We start from the raw sequence: 26899 nt of genomic DNA on the forward strand, positions 1-26899 counted from the left end.
GCTAGTACCTAGATCTCCTAACACACAACCACTGATGACTAAAGCAACTGTACTGCAGAGCAATACTTATCAGCAGCAGACCGTCCCGACAATTCATTATCAGGTAGCGATGCCCCAACCAGAAGCACATCTGTTTGAGGTGACTCTACAAATTGTAGGCTACCCATCTCCGGTTTTGGACTTGAAATTTCCTGTATGGACTCCTGGTTCGTATTTAGTACGGGAATACGCCAGACATTTGCAAGATTTTGCTGCTTTGACTCAAGACAAGCCGTTGCTCTGGCAGAAAATTAGTAAAAATCATTGGCAAATCGAGACGAATGGTGCATCAAACGTGACCATTTTTTACCGAATTTTTGCTAACGAGCTAACAGTAAGGACAAATCACTTAGACGGTAGTCATGGATATTTTAATGGTGCAGCCTTGTTTTTTAGAATACCAGGTTGGGAAAAATACCCAATTGAGGTAACTGTTGTACCACCACGCCCAGACTGGCGGGTGACTACAGCACTACCTCCAGTTCCGGAAAAAGAAAATTCTTTTTATGCTTCAGATTTTGATACTCTCGTAGATAATCCTTTTGAAATTGGTAACCACCAGTTATATCAATTTGATGTTTTGGGAAAGCCCCACGAACTAGCTATCTGGGGTAAGGGCAATTTTCACGTCCAGCAAATGATTGCAGATCTGAAAAAAATTGTCAGTACAGAAGCAAAGATGTTTGGTGGATTACCGTATCAAAAATACGTGTTTCTGCTGCATCTATTTAACCAGGCACATGGTGGTTTGGAGCATAAAAATTGTTCTTCGCTCATATATCAGAGGTTTGGATTTCGCGATCGCGACAAATACGAGCGCTTCATGCAACTAGTCGCCCATGAGTTCTTCCACTTGTGGAACGTCAAGCGTATTCGTCCCCAAGAATTGGAAGTTTTTGACTACGATCGAGAAAACTACACGCCTTCTTTGTGGTTCTGTGAGGGGACAACAAGTTACTATGACTTACTGATACCCCTCAGGGCAGGAATTTATGACGCCAAATCCTTTCTCAGTAATTTGAGCAAGGAAATTACTCGTTATGAAACCACACCAGGGCGGAAAGTACAACCTCTGTCGGAATCGAGTTTTGACGCTTGGATTAAACTTTACCGTCAAGATGCAAACAGTGGTAATTCCCAAATTTCCTACTATCTCAAAGGAGAATTGGTGTCTTTACTACTGGATTTGCTGATTCGTGCGCGTAATGGAAATCAGACCTCACTTGATGATGTCATGGTCAAAATGTGGCATCAATTTGGCAAAGATGAAATTGGTTACACTCCAGAACAATTGCAGGAAGTTATTGAGTCTGTGGCTGGAGTCGATTTATCTGATTTCTTTAAACGCTACATTGATGATACAGAAGACTTACCTTTCGGAGAGTATTTAGAACCCTTTGGCTTGCAACTGGTTGTAGAAACTGAGGAGGAACCGTATTTAGGTATAAGAGTCAGTAGCGATCGCGGGCGAGAAATCATCAAGTTTGTAGAAGCTGGCTCTCCCGCACAATTAGCCGGAATCGATGCTGGAGATGAATTGCTGGCTATTGATGGTTTGCGGATAACAGCAAATGACTTGTGCGAAAGGCTCAAAGATTACCAACCAAACGATACCATCCAAGTCACAGTTTTTCATCATGAAGAACTTCGCACCCTCCCTGTGACTTTGGCTCTTCCACGTCCTAGTAAGTATCAAGTCAAACAGCAAGAAAAACCATCTACCATCCAAAAGAAAAACTTTAGTGGTTGGTTAGGCACAACTCTTAATAATTTGTAATTTTTCATTCGTAATTCGTAATTAAATTAATAATTGCGAATTACGAATTAGAAACTGTGAACTAAGATTGAGCCAATAACAAACAAAGTATGGAGGAGGGATACAATGGAAAAGTATATATGTACTATATGCGGGTATGTATACGATCCGGAAATAGGAGATCCAGACAGTGGTATAGAACCGGGAACAGCATTTGAAGACATCCCAGAAGATTGGATATGTCCGGTTTGTGGTGCAAGAAAAGAAGATTTTGAACCGGAAGAATAAGAATTACTTATATAACAGTCCTAAATCATTTCTAAGAAAACTAAATCCCCGACTTCTTTAAGGATACAACTGGCAAATGAGGAGTCAGACCCCTCACCTCGTTCCCAGCCTCAGGCTGGGAATGCCTTAAGAGAGGCTCCGCCTCCCGTCTCAAGCCAGTTTTGCTCTGCGGAGTCTGCTGTGCTGCATTTTACCTTTTGGAATCAGGGTGCGTGGGAGATCTATGGCTGGACGAAAGAAGAATCCTTAGGAAAAAACTCTTACACCCTGTTGCCAATCAAATTCCCCCAACCAATAGAAGAAATTGAAGCTGAATTGTTTAGCACCGGGCGTTGGCAAGGGGAATTGGTTCGGACAAAGAAAGATGGTACTGCCATTGTTACAATGAGTCGTTGGGCTTTGAAAGGACTGTATAGCGAAAGAATCCTCAACTATACCGCAAGGTTAGTTGAGGTGCGTTCACCACCCATCTGAATTAATTGTGATTGTTGCCGAGCTTTCACCAGTGACCACCTGACCAGTAACCAGTGACCAGTTATTTCTTAGATTATTTGCACCGACTTACTAATATGTTCGTAAAAATTCAGATAAATTGGGGAAGATTGGGGGTTTAAGGTCAGGAGTTTTTTTTGATAAATGTTGGGGTTATCGTTATTACTATAACTTGTTGTTTGAGGAAAATTCTTGATGAGCAATGTACCCCACTCTGAATACAAATATCAAATAGGGGGAAGTTTGCCTCCCAATGCTCCTACCTATATTGAGAGAGAAGCAGATTTTGATCTCTACAATGCTCTACTCGTGGGTGAATATTGTTATGTCCTCAATTCACGCCAAATGGGTAAATCTTCCCTCAGAATTCATACCATGTTTAAGCTGCACGAACAAGGAATGTGCTGTGCAGAAATTGAACTCAGTGGAATTGGTAGCCAACAGATTACACCACAGCAATGGTATGGAGGTATTATTCAGGAGTTAATCAGTGGGTTTGAACTAAAAGTAAACCGTCGTAATTGGCAACGCGAACAAAATGATTTATCGCCAATACAACGTTTAGGAGAGTTTATTGAAACCATTTTATTAAAGCAAATTGATAAAAAAATTATTATTTTTATTGATGAAATAGATAGCGTTCTTAGTTTAAGTTTTTCTACCGATGAATTTTTTGCTTTGATTCGTAATTGTTATGATAAACGTGCAACTAAGCCAGAGTATAGAAGGCTTTCTTTTGTACTTTTGGGAGTAGCAACACCTTCAGATCTGATTAAAGATGAATTTGCAACACCTTTTAATATTGGTCGGGCTATTGAATTGAAAGGGTTTCAATTTCATGAAAGTGCGGCTTTAATTGAGGGATTACTTGACAAAGTGAGTCATCCTGAAGCTGTTTTAAAGGAAATTCTTTACTGGAGTGGCGGACAACCTTTTCTAACGCAAAAAATATGTTGGCTGATTTCTCAAGAACCAGAAATACAAACTCCCGAATCAATTGGTCAATTAGTACGATCGCGAATTATTAATGATTGGGAATCTTACGACCAGCCAGAACACTTGAGAACCATTCACGATCGCATTTTACGCTCTCGTTCTCAGCAAAAGTTACTACACCTATATTTACTAATTTTAAAACGAGGCAAAATCCCGGCAAAAAATAATTGCGAGCATTTGGAATTACGTTTATCTGGGTTAGTACACCAGCAACAGGGTCAGTTAGTTGTAAAAAACCCAATATATCAAGCTGTTTTCAATCGCCATTGGGTTAACCAACAAATCCCAACTCCTGAAACTCGCGTGAATTTCCTTCCTATAAAAGCGGTAACGGTGGCGAGTCTTTTAGTGACCTGTTTGACCGTTGGAATGAGAACGCTAGGTTTTCTGCAATCCTGGGAACTGCAAGCTTATGACCAATTGATGCAATTGCGACCCAATGAGGGAAAAGATGAGCGGCTTTTACTTGTTACTATTACCGAACAAGACGTGCAATCTCAACCTGTTACAGAACGAGGTGCTGCTTCCCTATCCGAACGCTCGTTGACACAGTTGTTAGCTAAATTAGAGCGATCGCAACCGCGAGCTATTGGTTTGGATATATATCGTGAAATACCTGTAAGCGCAAAGAACAAAGACTTAGCGATCGCTCTGAAAAATAGTAGTTTTTTTGCTATCTGTAAGTATGGCAATCCGGGTGTTGCTGCTCCAAAAGAAGTTTCAAACAATCATCAAGGCTTTAATAATGTTGTCATAGACTTTGATGATGTTCTCCGCCGCCATCTCTTGGCAGTGAGTAATGCCAAGCCATGTCAAAATAGTTATGCTTTTAGTTGGCAATTAGCTACACATTATTTACTTCAAGAGAAAATTAAAAGCGGTTTTACGTCGGAGTCTTATTTAAGAATTGGTCAAACAGTCTTTAAGACTTTAGAAAGAAATACGAGTTTTTATCATAATATTAATGCTAGCGGTTATCAAATATTGCTCAATTACCGCGCTGCTGAACCTATCGCTGAAAAAGTTACCATGCAAGAAGTCCTGAGCGATCGATTCAATCCCGATTTAGCCAAAGATCGTATCGTTCTCATTGGTACAACCGATCCTAGTTTTAACGACCATCGCTGGCGCACGATTTCTGGTAGAGGTCAGGGATCGGTACGAAGTTTGACTGGTTTGGAAATCCAAGCACATATGGTCAGTCAACTTCTGAGCAGTGTATTGGATCGCAGACCCTTAATTTGGTGGTTGTCAAAACCACTAGAAGTTTTATGGATTGGGTTTTGGTCATTCGTTGGGGGTCTAGTGGCGTGGTCTTTTAGGTCACCTGCAAGTATTTTACTAGGAGAAGCGATCGCGGTTACGGTTTTATACGGCAGTTGTTGGAGCTTATTGGTGCTACAGGGTGGATGGTTACCGTTAGTTCCTTCTGCTTTTGCTTTGATGGTGACTGCTAGTGGTTTAGTAATTATTGATACTTTAAGGTATAAGACAAATTCTTAATTAATAAAACTACTCCTATCTCGTTTAAAGATTCTTAATTAAATGAACCTTACTAGGCGCAGAGGACACAGAGGACAGAGGAGAAGAGGATCAATCTTATTGCGGAAAGGGAGTCACATCCGGAATGCGATAATTTAAATTTGTAGTTTAGTGTCGGTAATTGGACATAATTAATTTCAATCGTGTTTTTGCACGTGGACAATGCCCCATGCCTAATGCCCAGCCCTTTGCGGTATTATTCCAAAATGAAAGAATTACAGAAATTACAGTTAAAAGGGTTATTGATTCTGTCTTGGGTAATATGTAGCTGGAATCTCGTTTCCATACCCTCACAAGCACAAACCCAAATCATTACAAACAACACATCTCAATCAAAAATTCGCTTTATCCCACCATACAACGATCCTCCCGATCGGGGAACACCTCCAACAAATGACGGTACGGGAAGCCGAGGCGATTGTCTTGCAAAAAAAAATAAGCCTCCACTGACTCGCCTAGCAGGTAGCCATAACTTGAAATTGACCGTACAAGAACGTCCTACTCTCTGGATTTACGTTCCTTATACTTCCAATGAAGTTAACGACGGCGAGTTTGTCCTGCAAAATGGGGATATAGACGTTTATCGAACTCGTTTTAAATTAAACGCAACACCGGGTATTGTTAGTGTAAGTTTGCCGTCAGATCTTCCACCTTTGGCAGTTGGTAAAGAATATCGTTGGTATGTAGATATTAACTGCCCGAGTGCAACATCTAATAGCGAATCACTAACACCAGCTTCTTTAACTGGAGTTGTGCAGAGAGTTTCAGCATCACCGGAACTGCAAAAGGAGCTAAGTGCCGCAAAAACACCTCTAGAAAGAATTGCTGTTTATGCCAAACAAGGTATTTGGTTGGAGACACTAACAGAATTAGCCCAACTACGTTTGAAAGAACCACAAAATACTAACCTTCAGAATGTTTGGAAGGATTTGTTAAGTGCTGAAAATGTTAACTTGGGAATAATTGTACAAGAACCTATTGTTGGCAGCGTGACAGTGACCAGTAAGCAGTGACCGTTACGGGTTCGCCAGCTTCTCTCTCTTACTCTGCGCCCTCTGCGCCTCTGCGGTTCAATATGCACAATAGATATGGAACAGCTTATAACTCTTGACTGAGAAGGGGGGTAACTTGGTACAAACAACTTTTGTCTGGAAACCCATTGAAGATTTGCCTCTAAATTGGATGGCATTAGCTTCTACTGAACTGGAAGGTCTTGCGAGAATTTGGAAAAGTCAGGCTAGGAAATTTCAGGAGTCTGATGCATTGAAGAAATTTTATGAGCAGCTGAGCCGAGAGTGGGCTATTGAAACAGGCATAATAGAAAATCTTTATTCTATTGATAGAGATACAACACAACTTCTGATTGAAAAAGGAATTGAAACAACTTTAATTCCTTATGGTACCACCGATCAACCAGCAGAGAGAATTGTTCCGGTTTTAATTGACCAGCAAGAGGCTTTAGAATCATTATTTAGTTTTGTTGCTCAAAAGCGAGAACTTTCGATTTTTTATATAAGAGAACTACATCAAATTTTCACACAGCACCAAGAAACAGTTGATGCTGTAGATGCTTTTGGGCATAAAGTACAAGTTCCTTTACTACACGGACAATGGAAGCAAAAGCCCAATAATCCAACTCTTAGAGATGGAAAAGTACATGAGTATTCTCCTCCTTTGCAAGTTCAATCTGAAATGGAGCGCTTAGTCAGTATGCATTTAGAGGATACGAAACAGGGAGTTCCTCCAGAACTTGAAGCAGCTTGGTTACATCATCGCTTCACCCAAATTCATCCATTTCAAGATGGGAATGGACGAGTAGCACGAGCATTAGCTTCGTTTATTTTTATCAAAGCAGGTTGGTTTCCCTTAGTTATTAGTCGAGACTTTAGAGATGAATATCTTGATGGGTTACAAGAAGCAGACAAGGGCAATTTATTCAATTTAGTTAATTTATTTGCCAAGCTGCAAAAGAAAGCATTTGTCAAGGTTCTCAGTCTTTCGGAAAATGTTCTCAACGATGGAGAGCCACTTAAAAAAGTGATTTTAGCAGGCATAGAACGCCTAAAAGCTAGGAAAGAACAACAAACTCAGCAAATGCAAAGTCAGGCATTTGAGCTTGCTGAAAAACTAGAAGATATTGCAGAAGCCAAATTTGGACTAGTTGCCTTGGAACTCAATCATGAATTGAAGTCCCTAGAAGAAGTTTATTTTGCAGATGTACAACGAAGCGATAAAAATAACGATTACTGGTACAGGCAACAAATTATTCAAATAGCTATTGCATTACAGTATTACGCGGACACTAGAACTTACCGTTCTTGGGTTAGGCTAAAAATTAAGGAGGATAGACAAACTGAGATTATTCTCTCTTTCCATGCACTGGGTTTTGAGTTTTTTGGCATTATGGCAGCATCTGCCTTCATTGAGTACCGGGATAAAACTGAAGAACAAGAAGTCACTTTCCTTCAACCTCGTGTTTTGTGTAGCGAAGTTTTCCAATTTTCTTATACTGAGAAAGAAGATTTTGTTATTCAACGGTTCGATCCTTGGCTAGAGGATGTCCTCCTAGTAGGGCTAGACCAGTGGAGGAAGCAACTTTAGCCAATGAATACGACTTACCCCAAACGCCTCATTGAGGTTGACCTACCTATCAAGCGAATTTCCCCCCATGCACGGCGAGAAATTTTTGGCGATTAGCCCAAGCACTATCAACGTTACAGATGTTTTTTTCTTTACTTCTCCTCTCTGTGCAGTCCTAATATGAGTTAAAGGTGATATTTTAGTTAAAATATTTATTATGTAAGCAACATGAGGTGAGAGGTAGATGAAAAATAAGCCTTTTAGCGAACTTCGTAAAAAAATGACACCAGAGCAGCAAGCAGAAAGTGAGATGCAAGCAAATCTTGCACTATTATATTTAACACTTTCTGAAGTCAGGGAATCTGTAGGCAAGACGCAAAGCGAAGTTGCTGAGAATATGGGGATAGGTCAACCTGCTCTTTCAAAAATTGAGCATCAGAACGATATTCAGGTTTCTACGCTCTCAAGATATATTACATCTCTCGGCGGAAATCTCACAATCACTGCACGTTTTCCTAATAGAGAAATTGTCATCACTCAATTTGGAGTGACAGACTCATTACAGCATTGATTTAAGGGCAAGGTATTTTATGGGACGCGGAGGAAAGGATATGAAAAATGTTGGGTGGATGGTGTGCTAGCAAGAAAGGTTTAGGATTTTAATTAGTATAGGAGGAAACTAGATGAAAATTTCTTTAGACATACCTGAAGATGCCTTTAAGACTTGTTATTCCTCACCCGAAAAATTTGCTTCTGCTCTCCGAAAAGCAGCTGCTATAGCAATTCCCACTTCCGTGAGGTACAGAAAAAATAATTAACCGCAGATGAACGCAGACGGACGCAGACGAATTTGTACCTTAGCAGACTGGGAAACGCTATATTTACTGGTATCAACGTACAGAAATTTCTCAAGGAAGAGCTAAAGCTGTACAGCAATCTAAAGTGAAAATTCGTTATGACAACCATAAGCATTGATCGAGTACAATTCGTACAAAATGATATTCCCACTCGCCTTCATAACTTGGCGGCTCACCTGACTAAAATCAATTTACTTTCAACTGAGACAACACAACCTGATGAAGCAATTCGTCTCATTAGGGAAAGTCAGTACTTTATTGAGTGGACAGCTCGAGAGATGGATATTGACACTGCCGCAGAGTTGGTAGATTTAATGCGCGTTTTGTCTGGGTGGAAATTGAATTGGGAAAGTACATGGTCTGACGCCACAGCCAGAAACCAAGTAACTGTTCAAGCTAGCTCTTGGTCGCAACGAGTTTTGGAGATGTCGGGAAAGTTGAATGAGCCTGCTGCATCTTAGGCGATCGCTCTTGGAGTGTCCAATGGAAGCGATCGCTAACTGCTTTTAATGCCAGCTTTGTACAATTTGAGCAATGCGATCGTGCTCCATTAAACCCACACTCACAGTCCCAATGGACTCGGGCTATGTAGTCCCTATCATCCATCAGCACCACATCTGGAGCATTTCCCTGTGAATAATTGTACTCAACTACATACAGACAAAGCGGGTATTACTCAGCAGATGTAAATAACTGAACGTTATTGCAACTCACGCATTTACGCGCCCGCAGCTTTTCGTCTTCCCCCCAACTAACTCGGTCGGCACGGAAATAGACCCAAGGTTTCTACGCTCTCAAGATATATTACATCTCTCGGCGGAAATCTTACAATCACTGCACGTTTTCCTAATAGAGAAATTGTCATCACTCAATTTGGAGTGACAGACTTATTACAGCATTGATTTAAGGGCAAGGTATTTTATGGGATGAGGAGGAAAGGATATAAAAAACGTTGGGTGGATGATGTGCTAGCAAGAAAGAAAGGTTTAGTATTTTAATTAGTATCGGAGAAACTAGATGAAAATTTCTTTAGACATACCTGAAGACGCCTTTAAGACTCGTTATTCCTCACCAGAAGAATTTGCTTCCGCTCTCCGAAAAGCAGCTGCTATTTACTGGTATCAACGTACAGAAATTTCCCAAGGAAGAGCTGCCCAAATTGCCGGATTAAACCGCAAGGAATTTATGGAGGCACTAGCCCGTGAAAAAGTCGATGTCTTTGTTGTAGATTTCGACGATCTCAAACGGGAGTTAGAACTTGGTTGATAGCAAGCCCAGCAAATCTATACTCCCCGTCATTAATGCTTCACCCTTAATTCTATTGACTAAGGCAGGCTTGCTTGAGTTGTTGCAATTATTGAATACAGAGATACTCGTGCCTGCTGCGGTAGTAACAGAAATTCAGCAATATGGTGAAATGGACGTAACTGCTCAAGCTCTAGCCCAAATCACCTGGTTAATTGTTGTTGAAACGCCACCTGTACCAGAAATCATCCTGGCAAGTAATTTAGATCTAGGGGAGTCAGCAGTACTTACCTGGGCTTATTTTCATCCCGGTACTGAGGCGATTGTAGACGATTTAGCCGCTCGTCGATGTGCAGCATCTCTAGGAATTACAGTACGGGGAACTTTAGGTATAGTTCTTAATGCTAAACAAAAAGGCGCAATTCCATCAGCGCGTCCGCTTTTAGAACAATTGCGCCTCTGCGGAATGTATTTGTCTGACCGAGTGATGAATCAAGCATTGGCATTAGTAGGGGAATAAACGATGGCAGCACTCAAACCTTGGTATAAAATTGACAGTTTAACCCCTCGCGAAGACTTGCGGGAAGGGAAACCCATTGATGGCATTAAGCCGAGATGTTTGTAAAATCATGCAAGATGGTCTGAAAACCTTTGTTATATCTACTTTTTAGCCATTCTTAAGAAGAATAGTGCTACACAAAAAAGCATAAATATACGGTTGACAGGGGATGGGAATTAATTAAGACAGTTAGAACTCAAATACCAACTTATGACCCTAAGTTGGTAAAACACTCAAGGTTGGTGACGCCGCTCATAACTACTACGAGAAATTAATACTTTGAGCCGTCAGGTCAACGAAATGGCTCATACTTGTAATGCTGTAGCACTCATGAATCCCAACAAAAGCTACAAACTTTTTACTCAATACCTAGTAGCCAAAACTTTTGAATCTTGGGTGGGAGGCTCTCCAACAAAGATTGCGCCTCGTTGAATTAGGTCACGTTTTATGGATTCTGAAATTCCTTGATTGTTTCCAAATCGAGCTTTTTTTACATTTGCACCACTCAAATCAGCATCAATCAGATTAGCGCCAATCAGAACAGCATCCTTCAGGTTGCTACCAATTAAATTAGCACGAATTAGATTGGCATTCCTCAAGTTGGCACTACTTAGGTTAGTGCGAATCAGCTTTGTATCGCTTAAATCAGCACTGTTTAGGAAAGCACGGTTCAGGTTGGCTTGGTTCAGAATAGCTCCTCTAACATTGCCATACCTTAAGTCGGCTTGACTTAGATTAACCTTAATTAAGGTTGCATGGTTGAGGTTAGCACAACTCACACTAACATTGGTTAGGCTGACATTGTGTGATGGCAGTTTCTCCGCTAACGCTCTCAAGGCATCGGCGCGATAATACTCAGACTGAATTTCCCTGGCGGCGGCGAGTACTTCTTAGTTCTAGAGCCTGTTCAATTTCTGTATCTTGCTCATCGCGCGTCAAAGCATCTTGGCTAAACAATAGCAAGCCATCAAATAGTAAACGCATCCCTTCGGTATATACGGGAATTCCTTGCTTTACGGCCTCTAATAAGCAACTTCGAGCTAACTTAACCCTTGGCACGTCCTCTTCGCGAAGAAGGAACCAGGAATGAATTACCGCAATATCTGGCAGCCACGGAATTAAGTTAACAAATTTATTGACCCATTGAGCTAAACGCTCATCATCTCCTACTTTTAATAAGAAATAACCACCAATTATTGCCTCTAGCGTTTCTAAACGTTCCTCGGATAACAATCTTTTAACAAATTGCTCTCCCACCACTTTTGCACCTCTAATATTCAGTAAATCACAAAGTTTTTTCAAGCGTTGTGGATATGCGTATGCTAATGTTGCAATCAGCACTATATTTATAAACTAAACTTATAACGTTATTTAATTCCTGATTCTGATATTTTAACTTTTGGACTGATTCAGTTAGCTTTTGATTATTAATAATTGATTCATTCAGTTGATTTTGAGTCATCTCTAATGCCTCATTTAGCCGCTTATTCTCTGCTATAAAGTCATACTTTTCTATCTGCTGAGGTGTCAGGCAACTACCTCCAACTAAATTGGTAAGAATATTGATTTCTTTTTGTTGTTGCTGGATTTGATAGCGGAGTGCATCAATAATTGCTATCCTTGAAGCATCAGAAGCTTTTTGGTTAATTGGTGGAAAGTTTTTAGGTTGATTCCGAGATTTTAAGCTATTAATTCGCTCTCTTAACTGAGGGTATTTGTACAAAAACGCTCTTGATACCCCTGATGCTTTAGCAACAGATTCAAAAGTAATAGGAGTCTTTTGAACTAGCAACTTTTTGATACCATTCTCTACTTTGTCGAAGGCATTTAAATGCTTTAACTGAGCCGTATCTTTTAGTCCTGAAACATTCCGAATAAAATTATTCATGTTTTTTCACCTAGCCGATTATTCAAATGTTCAATCGTTTCTGCTTGCTGTCGTATTAATCCACCCCAAACAGCTAGTTGTTTTTTCAGTTGTTTAATTTCTGAATCTTGGTCTCTAATTCGCTGTTTTAAATTGTCGCTGATCTGGCTACTCGAAACACTACGGCGCTGCAATTGTGGTAATTCTACAACCTTTTCTTGTTGCTTCATTAAAGTCCGAATACGTTCCACTAGTTCTGGTTGTTTATAGAGCCATCCTAAAGTCACTTTGGCAGTTTGAGAGACTATATTAAAGTTGATGTCTTTGTTCTCTTTAATCAGCAGCTTAATGGCTTTTTCAGTACGCTGAAAACACTCCTCACGCTTGCGTTTGGCATTCGCAACTAAGCCATTTGTATTACGTTTCCAATTCTGCTGCATCTGGCACATCCTGTAGAGCATTAATAAAGCTCTCGATGACGATGATGGGTAAATAGTTATTATCTAGCACCATCCAACTCTTGATGCCAGTTGACGAATTGACAACCATTTCGACTTTCATTGTGCAGTTTACATAGTTCAAACACTAACACTACATAAATACTACATAATGTATTAAATTACAAGTATGCTGATACGTTGATTACATAAAATAGTGGAAACTATCGAGTACTTATAAATGCGCGAACCCACACATTACTAAAAATTATTTCTTGGGAAAATTTAGTAACAGATGCTATCTATTATTTGACGCTTATGACAGCAAAGCAACTAGCTCTTACAGACTTAGAAACACTCGATGAAGTTATAAGTTGTTTGACTGAAAATTTTGGCTCTTGCGTACTTAGCGTGCTAAAATTGTCGAAAAATAAGCTTAAAACTATTGCTGGGCTTACCTTACAGCCATTATTAGTTTCAAAACGGGATTCCTTGCTCAAATTTAATCCGCGAGTGCCTGTAAGCTTTGTAAATAAAGCATAACTATAGATTTTAATTAAAATTTAGCACGCTATGTACGAAAGAACCAATCTAATTGATTTTTGAGCGATAGTTAAGATTTTCTCGAAACAATTGTATTCTCAGTTACAATTTATCGGGTTTTTGAAAACTTTGCGATTTACTGAAGTTCGATCGCTATCAAAATGGTACTGACACCGCTTGAGGTTACGCCCCACCTTAATGAGATATTTAATAGCAGCTAGATAACGATTGATGGTCGCCGCCTTCCTACCCTCTGCCACCAGATGTTTCTTAAACTTAAGGATTAACCCGTTAGCCGTCTGGTCATCTAACGCCCAAAACTCTTCAATATCTCTTGGCGTTGGTTTTCTTTGCAAAAAATACTCAAAAAATATCTTGATATTGCCAGCATACCCCCTCTGGGTAGTTTGAGCTTTCTGCTGCAACTCCGCCAAAAAATCGTTCGCCGATTGCAGTTGACTGGCAACAGAGGTAATAGGGGAGAAATTTCTTCCTTGTATTACATGGAAAACTCTAGAAATGAGAGACTTCAATCCCAGATCTAATCCAAAAATGGGCTTTTCCATCCGTTAAATGTTAAGCAATATTTCGCCAACAGTGTCTACGTTATATCTACCCCTACTTAATGCTTCATAAATTGGCGAAAGTATAGTTGATTCTCAGCATTTCGCTGGGCGCTTTCTGCCATTCGGCGTTGATTCTCAGCATTTCGCTGGGCGCTTTCTGCCATTCGGCGTTGATTCTCAGCATTTTGCAGGGCGTTTTCTGTATTTTGGACTCGATTCTCAGCATCTTGCCGGGCGCTTTCTGACGTTCCGACTTGATCCTTAGCATTTTGCCAATCTTTTAGCGCTTGATTTCTATCTTTCTTGGCTTTATCAGCTTGAACTGCTGCTAACTTAGCCTTATCATTTGCCACGGTTGCTTGCCGTGTCGCCTGTTGTAATTCTTGCTTTTTCTGGGTTACGTCCTGAAGAGCTTTGTTTAATTTAGCTTGTGCCTGAATAAATTTCTCTTTTGCTTCTTTGGCTTTCTGCATTGCCGCCTTCTGTGCATCTATCGCTTTCTTCTGCTCTGCTTGTGCCTTATCGCGTTCTAATATTGCCTGAGACTGCTCTGCTTGTGCCTTATCGCGTTCTAATATTGCCTGAGACTGCTCCTGCTTTGCCTTGTCTCGTTCTAATATTGCCTGAGACTGCTCCTGCTTTGCCTTGCTAGCAACTACTAATGCAGCTATTGCCCCAACTACAGACAACGCTAAAGACAACACTAAAACCCCAACCCCAAGGCGAATCTGTCGCTGAGTTTTGCGTTGCGCCTCTGCCAAGCGCTGTTGCGTCTGTTTTAAAATCTGATTAGCTTCTGTTTGCGCATTTAAGGCACTCTGTACCTGGACTTTTTCAAATTCCTGACTGGCAGCTAAAAACTGTTCGTCCAAATTGCTTAAACTTTTACCAGTTCGCCAAACCAGAGCATTCTGCAAAGCTTGCCCACGCAATAGACATGATTCATCTTGATAATTTGCCGCCACCCAAGCAGTAAAAGCTTCAGAATAAGGACGTAGTTTGTCCAGAATGTTTTTACACCAATCCTGGTTAAACACCTCCTGATATATACGGTTATAAATTCGCAGCTTACCATCCCGCTTCACTACCAATCCCGTCAGCCGCAGTTCTGTTTGTTCAGGACTGTCATCGGCTGCTACCTCACCCTGCTGCAAAATTTGCTGACACAACCCCAGCAATCGCCCAGTCCGCTGTTCCCCACTTCGTAGTATCCTATCTCGAATTGTCTTCAGGTGTTCTGGCTCATCCTGCCCTTCCCAATTTTCTATAATCCACTTTCGTACCAGACCCTCAACCCACTCACCATTTTCCGCTTGCCCCTTATCTCCCCATCTCCCCACTTCAAAAGCAGATTGTAGCACTAACTTACAAAGCTTCTGTGTCAAAAACGGCTGTCCCCCCGTCCACTCGAGAATAATTCTTAAAACCGCTTCTGGGTTCTCTGCTTTGCCGATTAATCCTGGTATCAAAGGTTGCACTTCTTCCGGTTGGAAGCCTTCTAGGGCGATCGCTTGTCCAATATTAAACGGTGTGCGGCTTTTATCTTGAATCAAATCGGCAGGGGTAGCAACGCCCAAAAGGGCAAAGGTGAGGCGCTGGTATTCCGACTGTTCTGTTCTCTGCTCATGAAAAGCCCGAATCAGAGCAAAGAAATCGTCTTTGAAATCGAATTTAAATACACTGTCAATTTCATCAAAAAACAGCACAATGGGTTGCGAAATTTCCACCAAGAGTACAGTTTCAATAAATTCTACAAAGCGTTGCAGAGGGGGAATATCTTTTCGTTCCAGCCACCAGTCAAGATACTGAATTTTGATTCCTAGACTGCTTTTTAACCGTCCGATAATACCCTGATACCAACCTGCCACTGTTGCGTTGTGGACTTCCATAAAGTTGAGGTTGACGACACCACAGGCAATCCCCTCTGCCCGTAATCGTTGGGCTGTGCGGTTCTGCAAGCTCGATTTGCCCATTTGCCGCGAGTTGAACACATAGCAAAACTTACCCGCTTTTAGAGATGCATAAAATTCCTCATCTGCCTGTCGCACCACGTAACTGGGAGCTTTGCTGTCTAGCCCACCCCCTACTTTGTATTCGTAATCTTGCGGTGGTGTAGTCATGGCGATCGCTACCCTTTGTCTTGTAAATGGTCGCGAAAATACGAGCGGTACAAATCGCAACGAATCATAGCTTGATTGCCCTGCAAACTAACTAATCCCATGCTTTCCAGTTTAAATGCTGATTTTGAGTTCAATTCTGTGGGTTTACTTTTGATCGCAACTTGGCGCAGGGCTTCAGTTAACTCAGGATAGCACTGTAAATTCAGTAAGTGCCGACGTAAATGGTCAATATAAATGCCTGCTTCTGTGGGTGCTTCCAAAAGCAGTTGCTCCAATGTCACATCTTGACGACGCAGATGATACAATGCCTTACGGACGAGGTAGGGATGCCCACCTACCAATTTTACGAGTTGTTCTACTTGTTGCCTACCCCATGTCAGCCCGTAGCGTTGTGCTAAATCTTGCACCTGATTGGAGTTAAATTCCGGTAACTCCACAGTCATCCCTACATTAAACGGCGATTGGTTAATGTTGAGGGGAATATAAGCTTCCGTCGAATGCACCACCACCAGCCGCAGCTTTGCCCACAAATCGCTAGAAGCATCACCATACCGCGCCGCTTCGTACCAGGAACGGAGTAATCCAAAAAAATCATCGGCAACTTCGCGGTGGGGAAAGACCAAATCCACTTCATCCAATCCCAGCGCGATCGGGCTATCAATTTCCTCTAAGATGCACTCTTCTAAATAAGTAATGCACTTATCCTTACTGTTGTCTCCCTTCCAGTAATCTTCTAACTGATTCAGTCGTTTTAATCGCCGCCCAATTTGCTCGCAGAACCAGCGTAAAAATTGATCTAAGTTCGTAAATGATTTATTATCCGCCCTCTGAAAGCTGATGGGAATTGCCTGATAGCCTTGCTCTTTGGCATAGTTCAACACTCTTGCCATCAACGAAGTTTTGCCCATCTGTCGGGGAGCTTTGATGCGAATCAGTGCGCCAGATTGCACAATCTCCCGGTAACAATCTGTTTCTTTGGGAGGGCGCTCAATATACAGTCCCGAAGTTAACGGTATCGATCCCCCAGGCTCTCGGTATACCTCTGGTTCTGCGATTGGCAAAGGAGGATGGTCTGGACTATCTTCGTAAGGGATGACTGGCTCAGAGGTAACAATTGCAGGCGAATGTCCTGTTGATAACAGAGTCAGCACTTCTTTTATGAGTGCGGGTGTATCCAGAGAAGATTGCCATTGCCGTTGCTGAATATTCTGTAAGTACCCCCGCAGATCGTAATTCAAAGGAGAATTCATCGGAAAGTTCACCCGAATTGGCAAGATTGTTGGGCGCTGATCGGCACGACTGTCACGCCAGCGCTTTGCCCGCCGCACTTCTTCTGTCACCATTTCGCTGATGGCTGATTGCTCAGACAGCAGTAACAAAAAGTAATCACTTCGTTCTAATTCAGCATCAATTCTCTGTGGCCAGGTTTCGCCCAGACGGATGCTTTCTCCTGCCATAAATGCTTCATATCCTGCTGCCGTGAGTGCTTGAAAAAACTGTTGAGCCAATTCGAGATCGGGGGATTGACTGCGGTAGCTAATAAATACTTTGGTTGTCCCAGTGGAGGGAGAGACGGCTTTTACCTGGTCGGACTGAAACTGCTTGCGTTTTGCCTGGGAAGGCTTTCTCAGCTTAATCACAGGTGTAGAAGACTCCGGGATACTTTGGAGATCGATTGAATTACACCCAAACTCGAAAGCTTCTTTGTAAGTCTTGTCAGTCCCCAGCGCCCGGTAAAAGCCTTTAGCAAACTTAATGGCTGCAACGTCTCCAATCGCCTGATTCATTCCCACAACACAATTAATATACTGAGAAATCGCTTTTGCCTGTTCTTCAGAATAACAGGCGTTCAAAAAGACGCATTCTATGTGTGTCCTGAACAACTTAAATAACCCTGCTAACGCTGTAGAACTGACGAGTTGCATCTGCCCGATTTCGTTTTCCAGTGCTAACCCCTGGCTTCCCTCACCGTGCCCTGAGAAATGCACGATATCAGGTGTGTGCTCTAAGAGAATTGGCTGTAAATCATCTACTTGCACTGCCCAACGAGTCATAATTTCAAACTCGTTCCTGTTTTTGCACTGATCCAACGCCGCTTGGATTGCCCGTACTTCTTCACCCAGGCGTAGTTCGTTTGTATTTTTTGGGTTCGCACTCAGAATTAAGATTTTCTTCACAGCAATAACTCTGAAGGGGGATGATTAAAATATACAAACAGCTAGCGCTCCATTTTGGTTTTTCATTAATTCTTAAGGATTTCCGCCAAAATTCTCCATTAAAAAGGTGAGAAGGGTGATCGCATCATCAATTAAGCTACGGGTTCGAGATAGTCACAGCAGCCCGGTCCACCACGGTTTGACCTCTAGTCGGTTTTACTCCCAGCCCGACTTGATCGAGGAAGCGAGCGAATGCCGGAATTGGAATTGCGCTTATATTATGCTTATCCCGGAACCATTTACTGCTGCCCCAGTAGCTGCTGGTATTCTCACCAATATTGCTAGCGATCTTCTTAAATATCATGCACAGTCTCTTGAAGGCACTCTGGCAGGAAAGGCGTTAAAGTGGGCTGGATTAATTGAGCCGAATTTATATGACAGCTTGCGTGAAAGCCTGTCGAAAGCTTTAGACCTCTACTTTAATAAATATCCTCAACATGATTTGCTTGGTATAGATAATTTTTTCCTCGACGCAGAAGTTGGTGGGCAAGTTGGCGGTTACATACTAGAGCGCAAAGCCATTGATTGGGTTAAGGTTCAGCAAGCTTTTGACCGAACAGTAGGAATATATGAAAATTCTAAGAAGCAGATTGAACAACAAAATTTAAACTCCAAGCAGATAATTGAAGACTTTATTGAGTGCTATCGCCAGGTATTGAGAGAGCAACTTAGCCTACCGCAAGTAGTTGTTTTATTGGAGCTACTCAACCAAAACGACAGCTTTATTGCAGAGTTGCGTGCCAGTGAACAAAGAATACAGCAGTATATCGCCGAATTAAAACAGAACCAACTATCCCCTCAAAGCTTAAACGCTGCTTACCAAAGTGGACAACAACAACTAGCCCTGAGTTTTACTGAAGAATTAAATAATGTTGGTTTAGTTAACGAACAACAGTCCTTGCAGGTTATTCAAGCACGACTACAACCTATCCCTGCCTTATTTGAAATGGGATTGTGTAAGGGGCGTTTATTATCTCCTAAGCCTAATGAGTATTTTGTCTCCCACGGATTTACACCCGATTTATTGGCTGACTGGCGAGAAACCCTTACTAATACATTAGCTAAGGCTAGTAGCAGTCAGGATGCTATTCAACCGTATTTTTCAGGGGATAAGTTGCTAGGTGGTTTTCGTCTGTGTGGTATTTGCGATAAACTTTACACCACACGTTTCAGTATGTTCCTGCTGCCACCATCCCAGGATAGAAACGTTTACCTGGAACTGGGTATTGCTATTGGTTTAGGAGCGCCGTTTTTCCTAGTACAGCATCATGAGGCTAAGATTCCACCTGTATTAGATGCGTTAAGTCGTTATACCAAAGGAGGCTTATTCCGCACAATGCGGAAGGAACTAGCGGGACAAATTGAGGAATATGACTTTGGGGTAGTGCATTTTATTGCAAATTTACCACCTGCTGGTAGCCAGCCCCAGTATTTAATTGCAGGAGGTGGATTAATTGAAGATGAGGACTTTGAAGGAAGTATTACCGATGCACTTGGTAGCAAGTATCCCAACTTAGCTGACTTTTCACGGGATGTGGAAAGGGAAGAGTGGTTCGCGAGGTTTAGTGGCGAACCACTGCCTCATCATTTTTTGTATTTAGAGGTTTCTTCAATTAAATCTTTCAAACCTTGGTTAAGAGTTTCAACAGAGCGGTCTAAGGCATCAATTTTAGACCGAGCCGTAATTTGTTCAAGGGCCTCCATGTAATTTTTGCTTCCTGGTTTACCTAAGTGTTTATATTTAGAAAGCTTACCTTCAGTTAAAGTGGGGAATATTGGCTCAGTTGCTTGTAGTTTATAGTACCAATAAAATCCCTGACGCCCCTTTGCTAGGTAACGAGCAATCCAACAACCAGGAGGGGCTGGTGTAAGACTTGTCTTAATTGCTTGAATTTCTTGCTCTAAGCGCTCTTTAAAAGATGCCACTTGTGGGTTCGCGCATAAGATGAAATTCTAAGAACGAAGTTATAGGGGTTTCAGCCACCCTAATTCGCGCATAAAGTGAAATCGACCTTAGTGTAAGGGTTTTAGCCCTCCAGTAAATTCGCACATAATATGAAATTTTCCGACGCGTGGATTTAACTCTAGCCCAAATGCTTTTTAAAGCTCACTTTTGAGGTGCGATCGCATTGCCAATGCACTCATGATAAGAAGGTAGTCAAGTAGCTTTCCTATAGAATGGACAGAATCTTATGTACAAAATGTTGTCAGTTTTCTACAAAATTCCGTGAATTTCCGTGATTAGATGCAAAATTTCAACTTATGTGCGAATTGGGTAGGAGGCTAAAACCCTTACCCCAAGGTCGATTTCACTTTATGCGCGAATCTCGTCGCCTGAAACCCATGTAAATTCGTTGTTCAAATTTCATGTTATGCACGAACCCACATGTCTTTCATCATCAAAAAAACCAGTGGTTCGCCATGAATACTCGCGAACCATATTCCCAGAGAATAAAGCACACTTGTGAAATCAAGATATTGATTTAAGATTTCGGTGTAGTAGCCAACCCTGACACAAAGTTTCTAGTTTTAACCACCCTCGCCACAACACTTGTATTCCAATTGCAGTTTTAGGAACAAGTTAGAACCAATCAGCAAACTCTGTAGTACATAAAACATATCTACTGAGTCTGTCCTGTGTGACAGTTGCGAGAAGTTTTAATAAGGAGTCAAGCCAATGCCACGCAAAAAGGACGAAACAGCGACACAAACGACAACGTCAGTACAAGAATCCCAAGAAAGTGATGTGACAGTTGAAAGTGCAGAGATTACCGCAAACACAGAAAACACTGAGGATACGGAGAAACCATCCAAAACCAGAAAACCGCGTATGAGCATCCCCAAACAAGAAATCATTATTGTGATGGACTGCGGGCGTTCTCGTATTAAGGCTATGTCCATTGTTAATGGAGTTGCTGCATCTTCTATCGTGCTTGATTCGATTGTGTGTGAGGTCGATTCCCCACCCTTTGGGGAGATGGGAGCCTTTAGCATGAGTCGGGAAAAGGTAGAGGTAGAGGGGAAGCTACGCGACAAGGTCGAACATTGGGTGGTTGGTCGTTCAGCCAAACTGCAAGGCGCTGAATGGATAGCGATGTCAGATGATGACGACAACAAAGTACGCTATTTCCCAATCCTTGCCCTTGGTGCGATCGCATCCCTCCCCAACCTTTACCAATTCTCTACCGGAACCAACGAGAAAAACAGAGCATTGACCATCCGGTTGGTGACTCTAAGCCTTGCCAATCCTTTAACACTCAAAAAAGCAATCGGTCAATGCAAGTGGATGGTTGTAGATGGGATTAAGTATCGGCTTTCCTTCTCTAAAGACGCTCTTAACTTCCCAGAGGGTTATGGGGCTGCCTTGTACGGGCAAGGTAACAAGCTAGAACCCCCTACAATATTTACTTTTGATATTGGGTATGGAACAGCTTGTGTGAGTGAATACAGCAATATTGGCAAACTGCCCAAGCGTGTTGCCCACGAGCCAAATGGTGGTGGTGGAGTATCGCAATTAATCAAAGAATTTGCCAAAGCAGTGGCGAACACCGATTCTTCCAAGGTCATCAAGCCCAGCCAGTTACGGGAAGTACTAGAGACAGCCAAATTTGAGGATGGCAAAGTATCGGCTATTGCGCCAGATGGACGTGACATCGGGCTTGCACTAGAAGCAGCTATCAAAAACTGGATTGTGGACAGTCCGCTCACCTTTGCCCTTGAGTCACTAGGTACGAGCGCTCGTAGATATCCAGTTGTGTTGTGTGGTGGAGGATTCGCCATCAAGCCAGCACAGCACTTGATTAAAGACCAAATGTTACGCCAGGGTATACCACCAGAGCATTTAATTGAAGCTCCCGACCCTGGAATGGTTGCTTTGGCAGAACTGAAAAGACTTTATGTAAATGAACAGGAGGAGATTACCGATGCAGAGCTTGAACAAGCGGCTTAACTGGGACATACCCAAAGAGCTAGCCCCAAAGGTTCGACTGCTAGCAGATATGGATGGAACAACCCCAGCCTATTTGTTAAGGAAAATACTCGAACAAGCAGTCAACGAACGGCTAGGCAAGAGTGCATAAGCGTTGTTACTAATTTGCACAACCCATATGACCAACCAACAATTCACTCAACAACTCCAATTCGTATTGCGCTCGCTTGAAACCCTCGGACAGTACCCCCAATGGCAACACCTTTGCAATTGTGCTGAAGATGCCAGACAACTAACACTTGCTGACGCAACACAAGCTATTGAATGGGCAGTCTATTCCGAGACTGAACCCGCTTACATACCAACAATTGAGGAGATTTTTGGATGTTAGATTGTACAGAACTGAGCAAGTCCAAGCTGTATACCATCTCAGGCAAACCGGGACAATGGCACTACTCGCACAGTGTAAATGAGGTAAAGTCCAAACGCTATGTATTCTGGCGTTATGCAGTGAAAGACTCTAACCGTCGCGTGACCGTATCCCTCAGTCAAGAACAAACCAGAAGAGATGTCACAGAACGCCAACCCCTTGAAATAAGCCATCTTGAAGCATTTAGAGGACTGTGATGGACCATCAGTTGAGTAAAGAACAATTGAACTTTCTGACTTCAGTACAAGCACTCGACGACTGGCACTGTGAAGCATTTCAAAAAGTGGTGCAAGAGCATCATTTCTTAGCTTCATCTCCACAAGTTGTTGAGGGAGCAATTCAATTTTTGTCAGGAATGAGCATTGACCAAATCGTTGAACTGCAAATGGCTCTCGACATTCTGGGAGCGGTAGTTGGGGAAATTGTTTGAGATGGAGTGATACCCACGCATATTGGGTATCGCCCTCCCCCACATGGACATCTACCGCCGCAAACGATAGACAACACAAAGGATTATGGACCATGACTAAGCCTGTAGGGTATTATGCTTCATCTGACAGCAGTCTCATTGATGAGATGGTTGACTATTTTGGCAGCCAGTTCGAGAACATGACCCCAGTGGAGAAATGCTGGTTGCTGTACCGGATCGGACACGTTCTCTGGTTGCACGATGCAGAGGCTGGGGATGTGAGAGACGAGATAGAGAATGCCATGAATCGCATCGAGCAAGAACTATCAGCAGGAGAACGATTGAGCCTGATGGATGCAATTGTGAATCAGCTAAAAGTTCAGTTAAAGAATATGCTCTAGGACTTTGTTAAAGCGGTTATGGGTTATCCATAGCCGCATCCATACAAGTGAGGTATATGGTGTACCAAAAGCAAATAAGGCTTGCACTCATAGGTGTGACCATCTGCGTCATGCCCGTAGTCTTACCGCTTATCCCCCGAATTGGTGCATACGCTGAAGCCCAGAGGGTACGGGCAGAGATGGAATTGCGAGTGCAAAACTTAAAAACCCAAGAAGAGTTTGAACGCTCGCGCATCGCAGAACGTGCATTGACCTCTGAGCAATTGTACAAAGCAGGTATTGCACCAAACGCCACCAAGTTAAGAATCAGACGGTATCTGGACAATCAAAACCAAGACCCCAAGCCAGACACAACGGGATGGGGTACTGATGAGGTGGTGTACGTGTACGATTCGGCAGGCGTATGCGTGGGAAGGATTGAACAAAACCAATGGTATTGGAAGCACAAGTACGACAACGCTTGTGACGGTAGACCCAATTAAAGGAGGAGGAGGATGGCTTTTAGTTCAGATAACGCGCCTAAGGGCGGTTCCAGTACTAGCAACAAACAACCACCGAAGCGTTCAATCGGTCAGATTATTGATTTTATAGCCAAGATGATTGTTTTGGTGGTGGGAATGCCCATTAGGTTTGCAGCTGCTATCGTTGCTCAGTTTGTTGGCAATGGTGGTGTGGGGCGAGCGGTTGTAGGTGGGTTGTTGTTCATCTTGGGTTCTGCTATCAGTGCTGATAGCATTTGGCAAACAGTGTTTCAGCAACGCCCCCTTTTCCCCTGGTTCGAGGCTGGTTGGTCATGGGCAAATGTTCCGCTAACGGTGTTCAATCCCTTCTTCTATCTGGCTTTCTTGATAGCAGTAGGGTTGCAGGTAGTTGAAGCATACGCTTTGCGGGGTAAGAATCCTGATTCGGCACGGAGAGAACTTCAAGACCACATGGTTTATGACTTGGAAGCCAAGCCCAGTGGCAAGATTGACCTAGTGACGGAGCTGTGGAAGGACTACGTGCGATGTGAAGTTGTATTTTAGACTGAAGAGCCGACTCTTCCTGGGTATCCTTTCACCCTGTCCCCGCATAAAAGGGTCATTGACCCCGCTTACGGTAGGAGTAAGTAATGAAACTACTGGAATGCAAAGCATGAAAGGCTTCCTAAGGGGAATATCACCCGACAAAAGCCAAGGGGAAAGTCGATAAAGGGTTAGCGCAAGCGAATCATCTGCTTAAAGCTTCGTAAGCCACAAAGAGTGAAAATGACTCCCAGTCATATTGATATTGTATACACTCTAACCAAAAGGTAAGTAGGTAAGGTTCGGTGCGGGTAGTCGGTACACGAACGAAAGGACATCCTCAATGGATAACCCTACCGGAGCATAGATGGAACCCAATCGATTGAATGTCTAACGTACAAAACACAGTAAGCCCCAATGGTTCTTATAGATAGGTCGAATACTATAAGTAGGTCAACCGCAAGGAAGACGGAATTATCAGGGGGGTAAAGGAGATTGGAGAAAGCGAATGCCTGGGGTAATGCCTGGGATAGGAGTTGAAACATCACTCTACGCTGAAAATGCGGCTGACTTCCAATTGGTCTTGGATGGTAAAAACTGAGTAAAGGAAATTTAATCCTCGATGAAAGATAGATTCAGCAATGAAATCGGAAACCGGGAGCGATTCGTTGATTGGAGGACAGTTAACTGGAAGAAAGTCAACAAAATCGTTAAAAATCTGAGACAAAGAATTTACCGTGCAACCCAGAATGGTCAATGGAATAAGGTTCGGTCCCTTATGAAGTTGATGATAAGAAGTTTCTCCAACCTGCTATTAGCAGTGCGAAAAGTAACTCAAGTAAATATTGGAAAAAGAACAGCCGGAGTCGATGGACATAAAGCTCTTAATCCAGAAGAAAGAGTGAAACTGGTAACTGAAATGTTGGATTACAAAATGTGGCAAGCGCAACCAACTAAGAGGTTATACATTCCTAAAGCGAATGGAAAATTAAGACCACTAGGAATACCAACAATTCGGAACAGAGTCGCACAGGCAATTGTCAAAAATGCTCTAGAACCAAGTTGGGAAGCTCTCTTTGAAGCTCACAGCTACGGATTTAGACCAGGCAGAAGCGCACAGGATGCAATACAACAAGTACACCTCAGGTTCAGTACAGGTAAAGATGAATGGGCGCTAGATGCCGATATTAAAGGAGCGTTTGACAATATAAACCACGAATATTTACTCAAGACTATTGGGAATGTTCCAGGTCGAGAGCTAATAAAACAGTGGCTAAAAGCCGGATATGTGGAAATGGGACAAATTCATTCGAGTCCAAGTGGCACGCCGCAAGGCGGGGTCATTAGTCCCCTACTAGCAAACATTGCACTTCATGGGTTAGGAGAGTTCTTAGAACAATTCATAACAAAAAAAGTGATGAGAGATGCAGTAGGGAAGAGACTCTGGCAGAAAACATCCAATCGCTACGGATTTATAAGATACGCTGACGATTTTGTAATAACTGCTAAGAAGAAGGAGGACTTAGAATTTATCCTTCCATACATCCAAGGATTGTTAGAAACGCGGGGTCTGGAATTGAACCAAGAGAAAACTCGAATCGTACATATATCCGATGGATTTAATTTCCTTGGATATAACATTAAACGATATAAGAAAGTACACTTGGTCAAACCTCAAAAAGAAAAGGTTCTCAATTTGATAAGGGGACTAAGGGAATGGTTAAAAACTAATTCTAATGCCACCCCCGAACAAGTTGTAGAACACTTTAACCCGATACTCCGAGGATGGGGAAATTACCACAGAACTAATTGCAGTGGAAAGGCATTCAAATATGTGGATTGGAAAGTATGGGAAATGCTATATAACTGGGCGCTCAAGAGACATCAGAAACGCCATAAACAGTGGATAGTACAAAAATACTTTACAACCAATGGCATCTGGAAATTCAAAGCCAAAGGAATAGATAGAAGGGGAAACCCAACTACTAAATATATCCTTAAACTTTCAGAAGAGATGCACATACTCAGACACGCAAAAGTGAAAGATAAAGCATCACCGGATGACCCAACATTAAAAGCATACTGGAAGCAGAGACAGACACAATACGGTAAGCTCAGATTCGCTAAAGGAAGTCTCTATTACAAAATAGCCGTAAATCAAGACTGGAACTGCCCGGTATGTGGGGAATACCTTTTCAATGGAGAAGACTTAGAAATTCACCACAAAGTAATGGTAAAAGCAGGAGGAAAAGAAGATGTTAACAATTTGGTACATCTACACAAAGCCTGCCACAAAAACATACATAGTGGAAAACAATCTGGGGATGTTACCGAGGCTTGAGCCGGATGATGAGAAATTGTCAAGTCCGGTTCTTAGGGGAGGAAGGAACAGCGATGTTCCGACCTTACCCGACAAAACAGCAGGTCTGCGCGATCGCAACACGACCGGGCTAATCAGTTTGGCAATCTGGGTATTTGACTTGGTAACAACTTTCGCGGCTCGCAATCCATTCTCTTACACTGTGCCGATGACCATTATTCTGTGCATTCTATTTAACATCGGTACAATGCTGGCGGGTGAGATTGGTTTTGCAATCTGGCGGCTCACTAAAGATTAAAAACAG

At 42.4% G+C, this 26899-nt stretch carries 32 protein-coding genes; 23 read left to right on the plus strand and 9 right to left on the minus strand.

Translation table 11 applies throughout. The features are described 5' to 3' along the window. Window positions 1–34: 34 nt before the first annotated feature. The 11 genes from F7734_RS12805 (at window position 35) to F7734_RS12855 (ending at window position 10315) form a co-directional block, all read left to right on the plus strand. Complete coding sequence (locus F7734_RS12805; RefSeq protein WP_155745092.1) at window positions 35–1816, plus strand: M61 family metallopeptidase; 1782 nt, start codon at window positions 35–37, stop codon at window positions 1814–1816. Between the two features lie 105 nt (window positions 1817–1921). Next, window positions 1922–2083, plus strand: a complete 162-nt coding sequence (gene rd / locus F7734_RS12810) for a rubredoxin (protein ID WP_155745093.1) — start codon at window positions 1922–1924, stop codon at window positions 2081–2083. Between the two features lie 180 nt (window positions 2084–2263). Beyond that, on the plus strand, window positions 2264–2557 hold the full coding sequence (locus F7734_RS12815; protein WP_347566187.1) for a PAS domain-containing protein: 294 nt from the start codon (window positions 2264–2266) through the stop codon (window positions 2555–2557). Between the two features lie 213 nt (window positions 2558–2770). After that, the gene (locus tag F7734_RS12820; protein ID WP_155745095.1) at window positions 2771–5074 is read left to right on the plus strand and encodes a CHASE2 domain-containing protein; all 2304 of its coding nucleotides are present in this window, start codon (window positions 2771–2773) and stop codon (window positions 5072–5074) included. Window positions 5075–5319: 245 nt separating this feature from the next. Beyond that, the gene (locus tag F7734_RS12825) at window positions 5320–6126 is read left to right on the plus strand and encodes a DUF928 domain-containing protein (protein WP_155745096.1); all 807 of its coding nucleotides are present in this window, start codon (window positions 5320–5322) and stop codon (window positions 6124–6126) included. A 94-nt stretch (window positions 6127–6220) separates the two neighbouring features. Next, window positions 6221–7714 carry a Fic family protein gene (locus tag F7734_RS12830; protein ID WP_155745097.1) on the plus strand — a complete coding sequence of 498 codons (1494 nt, stop codon included), beginning with the start codon at window positions 6221–6223 and terminating at the stop codon, window positions 7712–7714. Between the two features lie 223 nt (window positions 7715–7937). Beyond that, the gene (locus tag F7734_RS12835) at window positions 7938–8264 is read left to right on the plus strand and encodes an XRE family transcriptional regulator (RefSeq protein ID WP_155745098.1); all 327 of its coding nucleotides are present in this window, start codon (window positions 7938–7940) and stop codon (window positions 8262–8264) included. A gap of 112 nt (window positions 8265–8376) precedes the next feature. Continuing rightward, on the plus strand, window positions 8377–8511 hold the full coding sequence (locus F7734_RS65235; protein WP_279239705.1) for a hypothetical protein: 135 nt from the start codon (window positions 8377–8379) through the stop codon (window positions 8509–8511). A 137-nt stretch (window positions 8512–8648) separates the two neighbouring features. Further along, window positions 8649–9011: a hypothetical protein gene (locus F7734_RS12845; RefSeq protein WP_155745099.1), complete on the plus strand. Its 363-nt coding sequence runs from the start codon at window positions 8649–8651 to the stop codon at window positions 9009–9011. A gap of 556 nt (window positions 9012–9567) precedes the next feature. After that, window positions 9568–9816 (plus strand): UPF0175 family protein, encoded by a 249-nt coding sequence (locus F7734_RS12850; RefSeq protein ID WP_155745100.1) that lies wholly within the window; start codon window positions 9568–9570, stop codon window positions 9814–9816. Then, entirely contained in the window at window positions 9809–10315 is a 507-nt protein-coding gene (locus F7734_RS12855; RefSeq protein ID WP_155745101.1) for a DUF3368 domain-containing protein, read from the plus strand. The genes F7734_RS12850 and F7734_RS12855 overlap by 8 nt, the downstream gene beginning before the upstream one ends. Before the next feature lie 401 nt (window positions 10316–10716). On the opposite strand, the gene F7734_RS12860 is transcribed toward F7734_RS12855, so the two are convergent. Genes F7734_RS12860 through F7734_RS12880 form a run of 5 tightly spaced genes read right to left on the minus strand, consistent with a single transcriptional unit; the run spans window position 10717 to window position 12782 of the window. Further along, window positions 10717–11190: a pentapeptide repeat-containing protein gene (locus F7734_RS12860; RefSeq protein WP_155745102.1), complete on the minus strand. Its 474-nt coding sequence runs from the start codon at window positions 11188–11190 to the stop codon at window positions 10717–10719. Between the two features lie 19 nt (window positions 11191–11209). Then, window positions 11210–11656 (minus strand): hypothetical protein, encoded by a 447-nt coding sequence (locus tag F7734_RS12865; protein WP_166481878.1) that lies wholly within the window; start codon window positions 11654–11656, stop codon window positions 11210–11212. Beyond that, window positions 11640–12242 carry a DUF6262 family protein gene (locus F7734_RS12870; protein WP_155745104.1) on the minus strand — a complete coding sequence of 201 codons (603 nt, stop codon included), beginning with the start codon at window positions 12240–12242 and terminating at the stop codon, window positions 11640–11642. Before F7734_RS12870 ends, F7734_RS12865 begins: the two co-directional genes overlap by 17 nt. Further along, window positions 12239–12661, minus strand: coding sequence for a DUF6262 family protein (locus tag F7734_RS12875; protein WP_155745105.1), 423 nt, complete (start codon window positions 12659–12661; stop codon window positions 12239–12241). The genes F7734_RS12870 and F7734_RS12875 overlap by 4 nt, the downstream gene beginning before the upstream one ends. Continuing rightward, window positions 12639–12782, minus strand: a complete 144-nt coding sequence (locus F7734_RS12880) for a hypothetical protein (RefSeq protein ID WP_155745106.1) — start codon at window positions 12780–12782, stop codon at window positions 12639–12641. Before F7734_RS12880 ends, F7734_RS12875 begins: the two co-directional genes overlap by 23 nt. A 194-nt stretch (window positions 12783–12976) precedes the next feature. Between F7734_RS12880 and F7734_RS12885 the strand changes: the two genes are divergently transcribed. Further along, complete coding sequence (locus F7734_RS12885; RefSeq protein ID WP_155745107.1) at window positions 12977–13201, plus strand: hypothetical protein; 225 nt, start codon at window positions 12977–12979, stop codon at window positions 13199–13201. A gap of 98 nt (window positions 13202–13299) precedes the next feature. Here F7734_RS12885 and F7734_RS12890 read toward each other — a convergent pair whose 3' ends face one another. Genes F7734_RS12890 through F7734_RS12900 form a run of 3 tightly spaced genes read right to left on the minus strand, consistent with a single transcriptional unit; the run spans window position 13300 to window position 18064 of the window. Continuing rightward, a complete protein-coding gene (locus tag F7734_RS12890) occupies window positions 13300–13767 on the minus strand; it encodes a site-specific integrase (RefSeq protein ID WP_155745108.1) in 468 nt (155 codons plus the stop codon). 56 nt (window positions 13768–13823) lie between these two features. Further along, complete coding sequence (locus F7734_RS12895) at window positions 13824–15887, minus strand: AAA-like domain-containing protein (RefSeq protein ID WP_155745109.1); 2064 nt, start codon at window positions 15885–15887, stop codon at window positions 13824–13826. Window positions 15888–15895: 8 nt separating this feature from the next. After that, window positions 15896–18064, minus strand: a complete 2169-nt coding sequence (locus F7734_RS12900; RefSeq protein ID WP_166481879.1) for an AAA-like domain-containing protein — start codon at window positions 18062–18064, stop codon at window positions 15896–15898. Window positions 18065–18323: 259 nt separating this feature from the next. On the opposite strand from F7734_RS12900, the gene F7734_RS12905 reads away from it, so the two are divergent. The 9 genes from F7734_RS12905 (at window position 18324) to F7734_RS12940 (ending at window position 24296) form a co-directional block, all read left to right on the plus strand. Continuing rightward, window positions 18324–19811, plus strand: coding sequence for a hypothetical protein (locus F7734_RS12905; RefSeq protein ID WP_155745110.1), 1488 nt, complete (start codon window positions 18324–18326; stop codon window positions 19809–19811). A gap of 969 nt (window positions 19812–20780) precedes the next feature. Next, window positions 20781–22052 carry a hypothetical protein gene (locus F7734_RS12910; RefSeq protein WP_155745111.1) on the plus strand — a complete coding sequence of 424 codons (1272 nt, stop codon included), beginning with the start codon at window positions 20781–20783 and terminating at the stop codon, window positions 22050–22052. Beyond that, on the plus strand, window positions 22027–22182 hold the full coding sequence (locus F7734_RS60685) for a hypothetical protein (protein WP_166481880.1): 156 nt from the start codon (window positions 22027–22029) through the stop codon (window positions 22180–22182). Before F7734_RS12910 ends, F7734_RS60685 begins: the two co-directional genes overlap by 26 nt. Window positions 22183–22209: 27 nt before the next feature. Next, window positions 22210–22422 (plus strand): hypothetical protein, encoded by a 213-nt coding sequence (locus tag F7734_RS12915; RefSeq protein ID WP_155745112.1) that lies wholly within the window; start codon window positions 22210–22212, stop codon window positions 22420–22422. Next, window positions 22416–22658, plus strand: coding sequence for a hypothetical protein (locus F7734_RS12920; protein WP_155745113.1), 243 nt, complete (start codon window positions 22416–22418; stop codon window positions 22656–22658). Before F7734_RS12915 ends, F7734_RS12920 begins: the two co-directional genes overlap by 7 nt. Continuing rightward, window positions 22658–22891: a hypothetical protein gene (locus tag F7734_RS12925; RefSeq protein ID WP_155745114.1), complete on the plus strand. Its 234-nt coding sequence runs from the start codon at window positions 22658–22660 to the stop codon at window positions 22889–22891. Before F7734_RS12920 ends, F7734_RS12925 begins: the two co-directional genes overlap by 1 nt. A gap of 92 nt (window positions 22892–22983) precedes the next feature. Then, window positions 22984–23271 (plus strand): hypothetical protein, encoded by a 288-nt coding sequence (locus F7734_RS12930; protein WP_155745115.1) that lies wholly within the window; start codon window positions 22984–22986, stop codon window positions 23269–23271. Between the two features lie 56 nt (window positions 23272–23327). Then, window positions 23328–23753 carry a hypothetical protein gene (locus tag F7734_RS12935; protein ID WP_155745116.1) on the plus strand — a complete coding sequence of 142 codons (426 nt, stop codon included), beginning with the start codon at window positions 23328–23330 and terminating at the stop codon, window positions 23751–23753. 12 nt (window positions 23754–23765) lie between these two features. Next, window positions 23766–24296 (plus strand): hypothetical protein, encoded by a 531-nt coding sequence (locus F7734_RS12940; protein ID WP_243146851.1) that lies wholly within the window; start codon window positions 23766–23768, stop codon window positions 24294–24296. Window positions 24297–24819: 523 nt separating this feature from the next. Here F7734_RS12940 and F7734_RS66100 read toward each other — a convergent pair. Further along, window positions 24820–25002, minus strand: coding sequence for a hypothetical protein (locus tag F7734_RS66100; protein ID WP_347566190.1), 183 nt, complete (start codon window positions 25000–25002; stop codon window positions 24820–24822). On the opposite strand from F7734_RS66100, the gene ltrA reads away from it, so the two are divergent. Together ltrA and F7734_RS12950 are read left to right on the plus strand one after the other, a co-directional pair. Further along, on the plus strand, window positions 24922–26616 hold the full coding sequence (ltrA, locus tag F7734_RS12945) for a group II intron reverse transcriptase/maturase (RefSeq protein ID WP_347566189.1): 1695 nt from the start codon (window positions 24922–24924) through the stop codon (window positions 26614–26616). The two genes, F7734_RS66100 and ltrA, sit on opposite strands and share 81 nt — an antisense overlap. Beyond that, window positions 26600–26893: a hypothetical protein gene (locus F7734_RS12950; RefSeq protein WP_207714085.1), complete on the plus strand. Its 294-nt coding sequence runs from the start codon at window positions 26600–26602 to the stop codon at window positions 26891–26893. The genes ltrA and F7734_RS12950 overlap by 17 nt, the downstream gene beginning before the upstream one ends. Window positions 26894–26899: the final 6 nt, after the last annotated feature.

The sequence above is a fragment of the Scytonema sp. UIC 10036 genome, from assembly GCF_009725235.1.

What these genes read in the sequence shown, in the direction of transcription:
- F7734_RS12805 (WP_155745092.1), top strand. Translation starts at nt 35, where the DNA reads ATGACTAAAGCAACTGTACTGCAGAGCAATACTTATCAGCAGCAGACC.
- rd (WP_155745093.1), top strand. Translation starts at nt 1,922, where the DNA reads ATGGAAAAGTATATATGTACTATATGCGGGTATGTATACGATCCGGAA.
- F7734_RS12820 (WP_155745095.1), top strand. Translation starts at nt 2,771, where the DNA reads ATGAGCAATGTACCCCACTCTGAATACAAATATCAAATAGGGGGAAGT.
- F7734_RS12825 (WP_155745096.1), top strand. Translation starts at nt 5,320, where the DNA reads ATGAAAGAATTACAGAAATTACAGTTAAAAGGGTTATTGATTCTGTCT.
- F7734_RS12835 (WP_155745098.1), top strand. Translation starts at nt 7,938, where the DNA reads ATGAAAAATAAGCCTTTTAGCGAACTTCGTAAAAAAATGACACCAGAG.
- F7734_RS65235 (WP_279239705.1), top strand. Translation starts at nt 8,377, where the DNA reads ATGAAAATTTCTTTAGACATACCTGAAGATGCCTTTAAGACTTGTTAT.
- F7734_RS12845 (WP_155745099.1), top strand. Translation starts at nt 8,649, where the DNA reads ATGACAACCATAAGCATTGATCGAGTACAATTCGTACAAAATGATATT.
- F7734_RS12850 (WP_155745100.1), top strand. Translation starts at nt 9,568, where the DNA reads ATGAAAATTTCTTTAGACATACCTGAAGACGCCTTTAAGACTCGTTAT.
- F7734_RS12870 (WP_155745104.1), bottom strand. Translation starts at nt 12,242, where the DNA reads ATGAATAATTTTATTCGGAATGTTTCAGGACTAAAAGATACGGCTCAG.
- F7734_RS12875 (WP_155745105.1), bottom strand. Translation starts at nt 12,661, where the DNA reads ATGCAGCAGAATTGGAAACGTAATACAAATGGCTTAGTTGCGAATGCC.
- F7734_RS12880 (WP_155745106.1), bottom strand. Translation starts at nt 12,782, where the DNA reads ATGAAAGTCGAAATGGTTGTCAATTCGTCAACTGGCATCAAGAGTTGG.
- F7734_RS12885 (WP_155745107.1), top strand. Translation starts at nt 12,977, where the DNA reads ATGACAGCAAAGCAACTAGCTCTTACAGACTTAGAAACACTCGATGAA.
- F7734_RS12890 (WP_155745108.1), bottom strand. Translation starts at nt 13,767, where the DNA reads ATGGAAAAGCCCATTTTTGGATTAGATCTGGGATTGAAGTCTCTCATT.
- F7734_RS12895 (WP_155745109.1), bottom strand. Translation starts at nt 15,887, where the DNA reads ATGACTACACCACCGCAAGATTACGAATACAAAGTAGGGGGTGGGCTA.
- F7734_RS12905 (WP_155745110.1), top strand. Translation starts at nt 18,324, where the DNA reads ATGCTTATCCCGGAACCATTTACTGCTGCCCCAGTAGCTGCTGGTATT.
- F7734_RS12910 (WP_155745111.1), top strand. Translation starts at nt 20,781, where the DNA reads ATGCCACGCAAAAAGGACGAAACAGCGACACAAACGACAACGTCAGTA.
- F7734_RS60685 (WP_166481880.1), top strand. Translation starts at nt 22,027, where the DNA reads ATGCAGAGCTTGAACAAGCGGCTTAACTGGGACATACCCAAAGAGCTA.
- F7734_RS12915 (WP_155745112.1), top strand. Translation starts at nt 22,210, where the DNA reads ATGACCAACCAACAATTCACTCAACAACTCCAATTCGTATTGCGCTCG.
- F7734_RS12920 (WP_155745113.1), top strand. Translation starts at nt 22,416, where the DNA reads ATGTTAGATTGTACAGAACTGAGCAAGTCCAAGCTGTATACCATCTCA.
- F7734_RS12925 (WP_155745114.1), top strand. Translation starts at nt 22,658, where the DNA reads ATGGACCATCAGTTGAGTAAAGAACAATTGAACTTTCTGACTTCAGTA.
- F7734_RS12930 (WP_155745115.1), top strand. Translation starts at nt 22,984, where the DNA reads ATGACTAAGCCTGTAGGGTATTATGCTTCATCTGACAGCAGTCTCATT.
- F7734_RS12935 (WP_155745116.1), top strand. Translation starts at nt 23,328, where the DNA reads ATGGTGTACCAAAAGCAAATAAGGCTTGCACTCATAGGTGTGACCATC.
- F7734_RS12940 (WP_243146851.1), top strand. Translation starts at nt 23,766, where the DNA reads ATGGCTTTTAGTTCAGATAACGCGCCTAAGGGCGGTTCCAGTACTAGC.
- F7734_RS12950 (WP_207714085.1), top strand. Translation starts at nt 26,600, where the DNA reads ATGTTACCGAGGCTTGAGCCGGATGATGAGAAATTGTCAAGTCCGGTT.